Annotated in this window: 6 protein-coding genes; 3 read left to right on the top strand and 3 right to left on the bottom strand. The window is 38.6% G+C overall.

Annotation, left to right across the window (positions count from 1 at the left end; all coding sequences use genetic code 11):
* Together ACTQXY_RS14950 and ACTQXY_RS14945 are read left to right on the top strand one after the other, a co-directional pair.
* The coding region (locus ACTQXY_RS14950; protein WP_441660132.1) for a C39 family peptidase at window positions 1-838 on the top strand (838 nt) is incomplete at its 5' end.
* A 218-nt stretch (window positions 839-1056) separates the two neighbouring features.
* Window positions 1057-1344, top strand: coding sequence for a response regulator (locus ACTQXY_RS14945; protein ID WP_441660131.1), 288 nt, complete (start codon window positions 1057-1059; stop codon window positions 1342-1344).
* Between the two features lie 120 nt (window positions 1345-1464).
* Here the strand turns inward: ACTQXY_RS14945 and ACTQXY_RS14940 are convergent, their stop codons facing one another.
* The 3 genes from ACTQXY_RS14940 to fliD are packed head-to-tail and all read right to left on the bottom strand — an operon-like array spanning window position 1465 to window position 4730.
* Window positions 1465-1866: a hypothetical protein gene (locus ACTQXY_RS14940; protein ID WP_441660130.1), complete on the bottom strand. Its 402-nt coding sequence runs from the start codon at window positions 1864-1866 to the stop codon at window positions 1465-1467.
* 16 nt (window positions 1867-1882) lie between these two features.
* On the bottom strand, window positions 1883-2254 hold the full coding sequence (gene fliS / locus ACTQXY_RS14935; RefSeq protein WP_441660129.1) for a flagellar export chaperone FliS: 372 nt from the start codon (window positions 2252-2254) through the stop codon (window positions 1883-1885).
* Between the two features lie 22 nt (window positions 2255-2276).
* Window positions 2277-4730, bottom strand: a complete 2454-nt coding sequence (gene fliD / locus ACTQXY_RS14930; protein WP_441660128.1) for a flagellar filament capping protein FliD — start codon at window positions 4728-4730, stop codon at window positions 2277-2279.
* Between the two features lie 142 nt (window positions 4731-4872).
* Here fliD and ACTQXY_RS14925 point away from each other — a divergent pair, with 142 nt between their 5' ends.
* Window positions 4873-5658, top strand: coding sequence for an AAA family ATPase (locus ACTQXY_RS14925; protein ID WP_441660133.1), 786 nt, complete (start codon window positions 4873-4875; stop codon window positions 5656-5658).
* The last annotated feature ends 108 nt before the right edge of the window (window positions 5659-5766 follow it).

Below are 5766 nucleotides of genomic sequence, written 5' to 3'. Positions count from 1 at the left end.
TACCGAGTTCCCTACAAAAAGAATTATAAAGAAAAAAAGCCGGGTAGAAAACTGTTTTCATAACGTTTTGTGCCTGAGCAAAGCGAAAGGAATGGATATAAAAATGAAAAAAAATATATTGTTTACTATGATACTGATTATCGCCTGTATCATATATGTATATCGTTCATCATCACAGGATCCCATGACTTCCACACCTTCTGATAAGCAGTCCACATCATCTTCGGGTACTAAAGAAGTGTCCACATATACCCTGTCCACAGATGAGACTGCCCCCATATTTCAAGATGGTAAATACTCTCTTTCCATCCCAAGCAGTATTGGGATTATAACTTATTATAACCAGACCGATGCCCGATGGGGTAACACCATGTATGGTGGAAATGATCCCATATCAATCTACGGCTGCGGACCAACTGTTCTTTCCATGCTCGTATCAAGCTTTACTGAGCAGGAGATTGCGCCAGACGCTATGGCAGCCTGGGCAAGAGACAATCATTACTGGGTCAGTACTTCCGGTTCTGCCCATGCCCTGATTCCTGAAGGTGCTGCATATTACGGGCTTTCTGTGGAGCCATTTTCTGATTACACAGAACAGGGAATGATTCAGGCATTGCATGATGAATCTATCTTTGTAGCCTTGGTAGGTCCCGGTCACTTTACCTCCAGCGGTCATTTTATCATCATTGCAGACTATTGGTCTGGTTCAGCTGTTCGCATTGTAGATCCGAATAGTCTGGAAAATACACAGATTCCCTGGCAGGCCGGACTTATTTTGAACGAATTGAATTATTCAGCCCAATCCGGTGGTCCTTTATGGAAAATTTCTATAAGATAGTTACTTACAATGTTCTACTTTTTATGCTATAATTCTAGTAAAATGAATATACAACAGAGGGGGAAACATGGATTTTTACAATTTATTACAAGATTTAAGAATTGATTCTACAGATACGCTGCGCCGCTTCGGCAATCAGCAGTCTATTTTGGAACGCTTCCTTTTAAAATTTTTGGATGACTCTACTATGCCTGCTTTAAAAGATGCATTCAGTTGTCATGAGTTCGGGGTTTCAGGCACTCGGCTATCTCAAAGATTATCCCGAAATTGACTTGATCCTTCTTGATATGATGATGCCGGGAACAGACGGAATGACTGTTCTGCATGAACTGAAAGTAGATTCGCATACAAGGAATATTCCTGTAATCTTTTCTACAAGTCTAGATGGCATGAATATGAGAGCAGATGCGTTAACTGCCGGTGCAAGTAATTTTCTGACGAAACCAGTCCATCAGGAATTGATGAAAATAAAAATTGCACATCACATTCAATTTGCGAGTGTATGAGAGAAAATAAAATCTTAAAACAACGTTTCAATTTGATTCTAAAAGTACTTGAAGATGTTGATTTGTAGCAAAAAGAAACGGGAGAATCTCTTAACAATGAACATTCTCCCGTTTCTTTTTTTATTGATAGTATGAGTCTTTTCCAGCAAGTTTTTTACTCAAAACCCGATCAACCGCAATTGTCTTATCAAGTGTATGCTTCGTCTGCACTGCTAACTGACAAATCTTTTGCTCCATTGCAGAGTTTTGAGTGGAACTCTCCTTCCCATTCATGAGCTCCACAAGATATTCTCTATTCTGTCCCTCAACCGCATCAAGTAATTTGTGCAATGCATAATCTTCATCTCTTGTCTTCTCTATCTCACCTTGTCTCATATTTAAAAGAAGTTGTACCGACTCTCTATCTCCTACTGAGAGCATATCTGCCAGCTCTTTTGTGAGTCTTTCAATCTCTAATACTCCTCGATACTTTCTTTGCATTCCTTTCAAAATTTCTTCCATAATTGCCTGAATTTCAACCATATGTAATTCTCCCGCTCTATACATCCGCTTTTTTCTCAGCCTCTGAAAACGCATCTCTAAGATCAACTACTAGTGGCTTTAACTCAACGATAATCTGTTTATTTCTAGAGGCCTGAAGTCTGCTAATCTCATATAAGAAAAATTCATACAGTCGATGAAGCTCCTGACTAATCTCATAAGCATTATTCAACGTATCATTCAAATACTGCACGATCTCTTTCGAACGTGTTACTGACTGTTCAAAAGCTTCGTAATTCTCATCTGAAAGCGCTAAATCCGCTCTTGTCAGTCTTTTTAAGAGTTCATCATACAATAGCAATAGCATCTCTCCTCTTGTCATTGTCGATACTGACTGTGCCTTATATTGTTGATATCCATTCTGATACATAATATTTTCCTTTCCTTAAAGACTAAAAGCCGCCCCCAAACTGGCTCAATGCACTACTTTGACTGTTCATCTGTGCAATCAGACTCTCCAGAGTTGTAAACTGACGAATATATCTATCCTGCTCCATTTTCAAAGTATCCTGAAGGCTGGAAATTCTCTTATCAACTTCTAGTATCTGTTTATAAAGTTCATTCTGTGTAATACTTGCAGGTGATTTAATTGATCCCGCTCTGTTAATCAAAATTCCTTTTGGCTCCCCGATTGTCTTCGCATATTTGTCCAAAACATTCTTTAGGTTCGTTGCAATTCCGCTTGACTGAACAACATTGCCAGCCTCGTCTTTCACCTGTTCTTTTGTAAATAATTCTTTTACACCTTCTGGATCAGATTCAAGTGCTGCTTTAAATTTCGATTCGTCAAAAGACAATTTTCCATTGTCAGATGTTGTAGAAGATACTGTAAGTCCTATTTTCTCCAATGCTTGCAAATCTCCAGATCCGAGAACAAAACGAAGTCCATTACTTAATCCTTTTATATCATTATCATTAAACAAAAGTCCTTCTTTCGCTTTTTCTTCCCATGCCTCAATCTCACTCTCGCTTAGCTCCTTTTTCTGTTCATCTGTAAGAGGTGCATAATCACGGTCTGGCTTTGTCTTTACTTCCTTATTCACAAGCTCGATAATCTCATTGAATTCTTTGACCATCTCTTTCACAGTCTCTACTATTTTTTCATTATCAACCTTTGCATCAAAAGTAATCGCCTCGGTATCATCTATCTTATTATTATCTTTATCATATCCGAAAGTTCCGTTCAAAGTGATCGTCATTCCATCCACTTTAAATGTATTGGAATCTCGCGTAATCTCAACCACTTCATCTGAACCGGCGTATTTTACCTCCAATTTGGCATCTTTTCCCTTTGCCTCATCTGTTGTAATATTATCTCCAAAAATTCCTTTTAATATCTCTTCGTTAGCACTATCTGTCTCAAACTTAAAACTTCCACTTGCCCCTTCATTTTTTGATGTAAATACAAACTTATCGGTTGTACTCTGATAAGTTACCTGAACACTTGTCTCCTCGTTGATCCGATTCATGACATCCTGCATCGTATCACCTTTGGAAATCTCAATCTTCACATCTTTGATTCCATCCTTAATTGTAAATGCAAACTTTTGATCCGGATGATCTTTAAACCATTTTGCAAGCTTATCTGCTCCTTTTAACCCTGATTCTGCAAGTGTAGAATTTAAATTCACGCGATTGGATTCACCATAGGCAGTCTTAAATGCCCCATTTTCTCCCAACATTCCTATATCTGCCGAGGACAATGCCAGAACTGAACTATTATCTGGTTGTCCATCCGGCGTTGTTGTTTTGAATGTAAAACTTCCCGTAGTTCCAGTTGTAGTTGAACCATTTGCATCCACAAAATCAACTTTTACTCTTCCTTTACCAAAGGCTTCATCAAGCTGTGTCTGCATACTAGTTTTCAACATTTCTGAGAGTTTTCCATCCTGACTAGCTTTTTCCAATTCCTCTTTCGTCGGCATCTTAATCGTCTTTGATGTTCCATTATAATTAAACGTCAGACTTTTTCCTGCAATGCGATCAATAAACGGTGTTTTTGTAATCAACTTATCTTCGGTAACATCCTCATTGGATGTAGCTGATGTATTGGTAAATACAACCTTTTCAAAATTTCCATCTGCATCTTTTTTGTTAAATCCAAGATATTCAACAGCACTTCCACCTGTTAATTCTAACGTATTACCCGCCTTCTCCTTATCTATAAATTGAATTTTATTACCATTCTTTTCTACAGTAATAACATCTGAAAGCTTCTTTCCGCCACTTACTTCCACATCCTTGAAAGCACGATTCATAGATTCAATTGCATTATCCAATGTGTCATACTTATATTCTTTTCCATCTTTATCCTGCCCGGTAGGAAGTGTAACACTGTACTCTTTGTCTCCATAGTTGAATGTCAAAGTCTTTCCTTCCAGATTCTCAGATTTTTGTTGCTCTGTTAAATCAATCTTCCCTGTCTGCAGAGTAGAATCTGACACTCTGTCAGAAGATGTCAGCTGTGCCTTTTTCGCCAGCTGCTTAATACGCTGAATCTCCAATGTATCTGCTGTATTGGCAGATCCAGATACACTGACATACTTACTGTTCGCTCCAAGGGCTGTAATCTTATTACGTCCCCATAAAGAACTGCTGAACAAATTGGTTCCAGATGCATATGTAGAGGTATACTTATCTGCAAAGGACGTCAACTTATCTGTAATGTTTCTAATTGCTGTCTGTTCCCATTGTAACAGTGTCTTTTTCTGTTGTTGCTTATTAATCTTTGCAGTCGTCCCTGATGTCATACCTTCAATTAATGAATCTCTGTCAAGTCCACTGGCAAGACCACCGTATCCTCTGATTGTACTGCTCGTTGTTCCACTTAAACCACCAATATTCATAATCATTCTCCTCTTTCTCTTTTATTTTGCAAAGGTATTCTGTTCGCTATCAAAATTTTACTCTGTACTTATCTATCGACATATAGTATACTTTAGTTAATAGTTTTAATATTACAAATGAGAATGAATGGAGGAATTTATTTTGGCTACTGTTATTGCTCTTACCAACCAAAAAGGCGGTGTAGGCAAAACTACAACTTCTGGTGCACTCGCTGCCGGACTCGCCTCTTTTTATGATAAAAAAGTGTTAGCAATTGATTTAGATCCACAAGGGAATCTCGGTTTTAGCCTCGGACTTGATATCGAGGATGGATACACAATTCATGATGTGTTAAAGGGTACTGTCTCGATGAAAGATGCCATTCAGTCCGTGAATGGCTGTGATATCGTCACTTCCAATATTTTATTGAGCAGTGCGGAACTTGACTTTGCAGGTGCGAACCGTGAATTATTATTGAAATCAGCACTTGATTCCGTTTTGAACGATTATGATTACATTATTATTGATACCCCACCGGCTCTGAATATCTTGACTGTCAACGCTTACGCTGTAGCAGATCATCTTATTATTCCGATGGCTCCAGAGATCTTGAGTCTTCTCGGTCTTACACAATTAAAGGAAACTGTCGATTCTGTACGGCAAAGTGTGAACCCACATCTTAACGTACTTGGAATTCTTTTAACAAAATATAACCGTCGCACACTTCTTGCTAAAGAAGTCAGTGAACTGGCTGAAAACATTGCCACTCAGATGGATACTTGCGTCTTTGATGCAAAGATTCGCCCTAGCGTCTCTGCCGCAGAAGCTCCTGCACACGGCGAAAGTATTTTTGAATATTCACCACGCTCCAATCCGGCAGCTGACTATCGCGAGTTTATCACAGAAGTGTTGCATCGAATTGGACATAGTGCGTCTAGGAGGAATTAAGATTGAAAATGAAAAGTAGAGGTTATCCATTACCTTAATCGTATCACAACAAAGCCATCTTACGGTGGCTGCTTTGAAAATTGAATATGTAGACAAAGTTACAGGTTA

Origin of the sequence: Faecalimonas sp. LCP19S3_D12, assembly GCF_052121495.1 — a bacterium.
GTDB lineage: Bacteria > Bacillota > Clostridia > Lachnospirales > Lachnospiraceae > Faecalimonas.
Note: the sequence above shows the minus strand (reverse complement) of the source record. Positions and strands in the feature narration are given on the sequence as shown.

Bases quoted from the DNA above. Each gene is read 5' to 3' on its own strand.
- ACTQXY_RS14945 (WP_441660131.1), top strand. From the start codon at position 1,057: ATGAGTTCGGGGTTTCAGGCACTCGGCTATCTCAAAGATTATCCCGAA.
- fliD (WP_441660128.1), bottom strand. From the start codon at position 4,730: ATGAATATTGGTGGTTTAAGTGGAACAACGAGCAGTACAATCAGAGGA.
- fliS (WP_441660129.1), bottom strand. From the start codon at position 2,254: ATGTATCAGAATGGATATCAACAATATAAGGCACAGTCAGTATCGACA.
- ACTQXY_RS14940 (WP_441660130.1), bottom strand. From the start codon at position 1,866: ATGGTTGAAATTCAGGCAATTATGGAAGAAATTTTGAAAGGAATGCAA.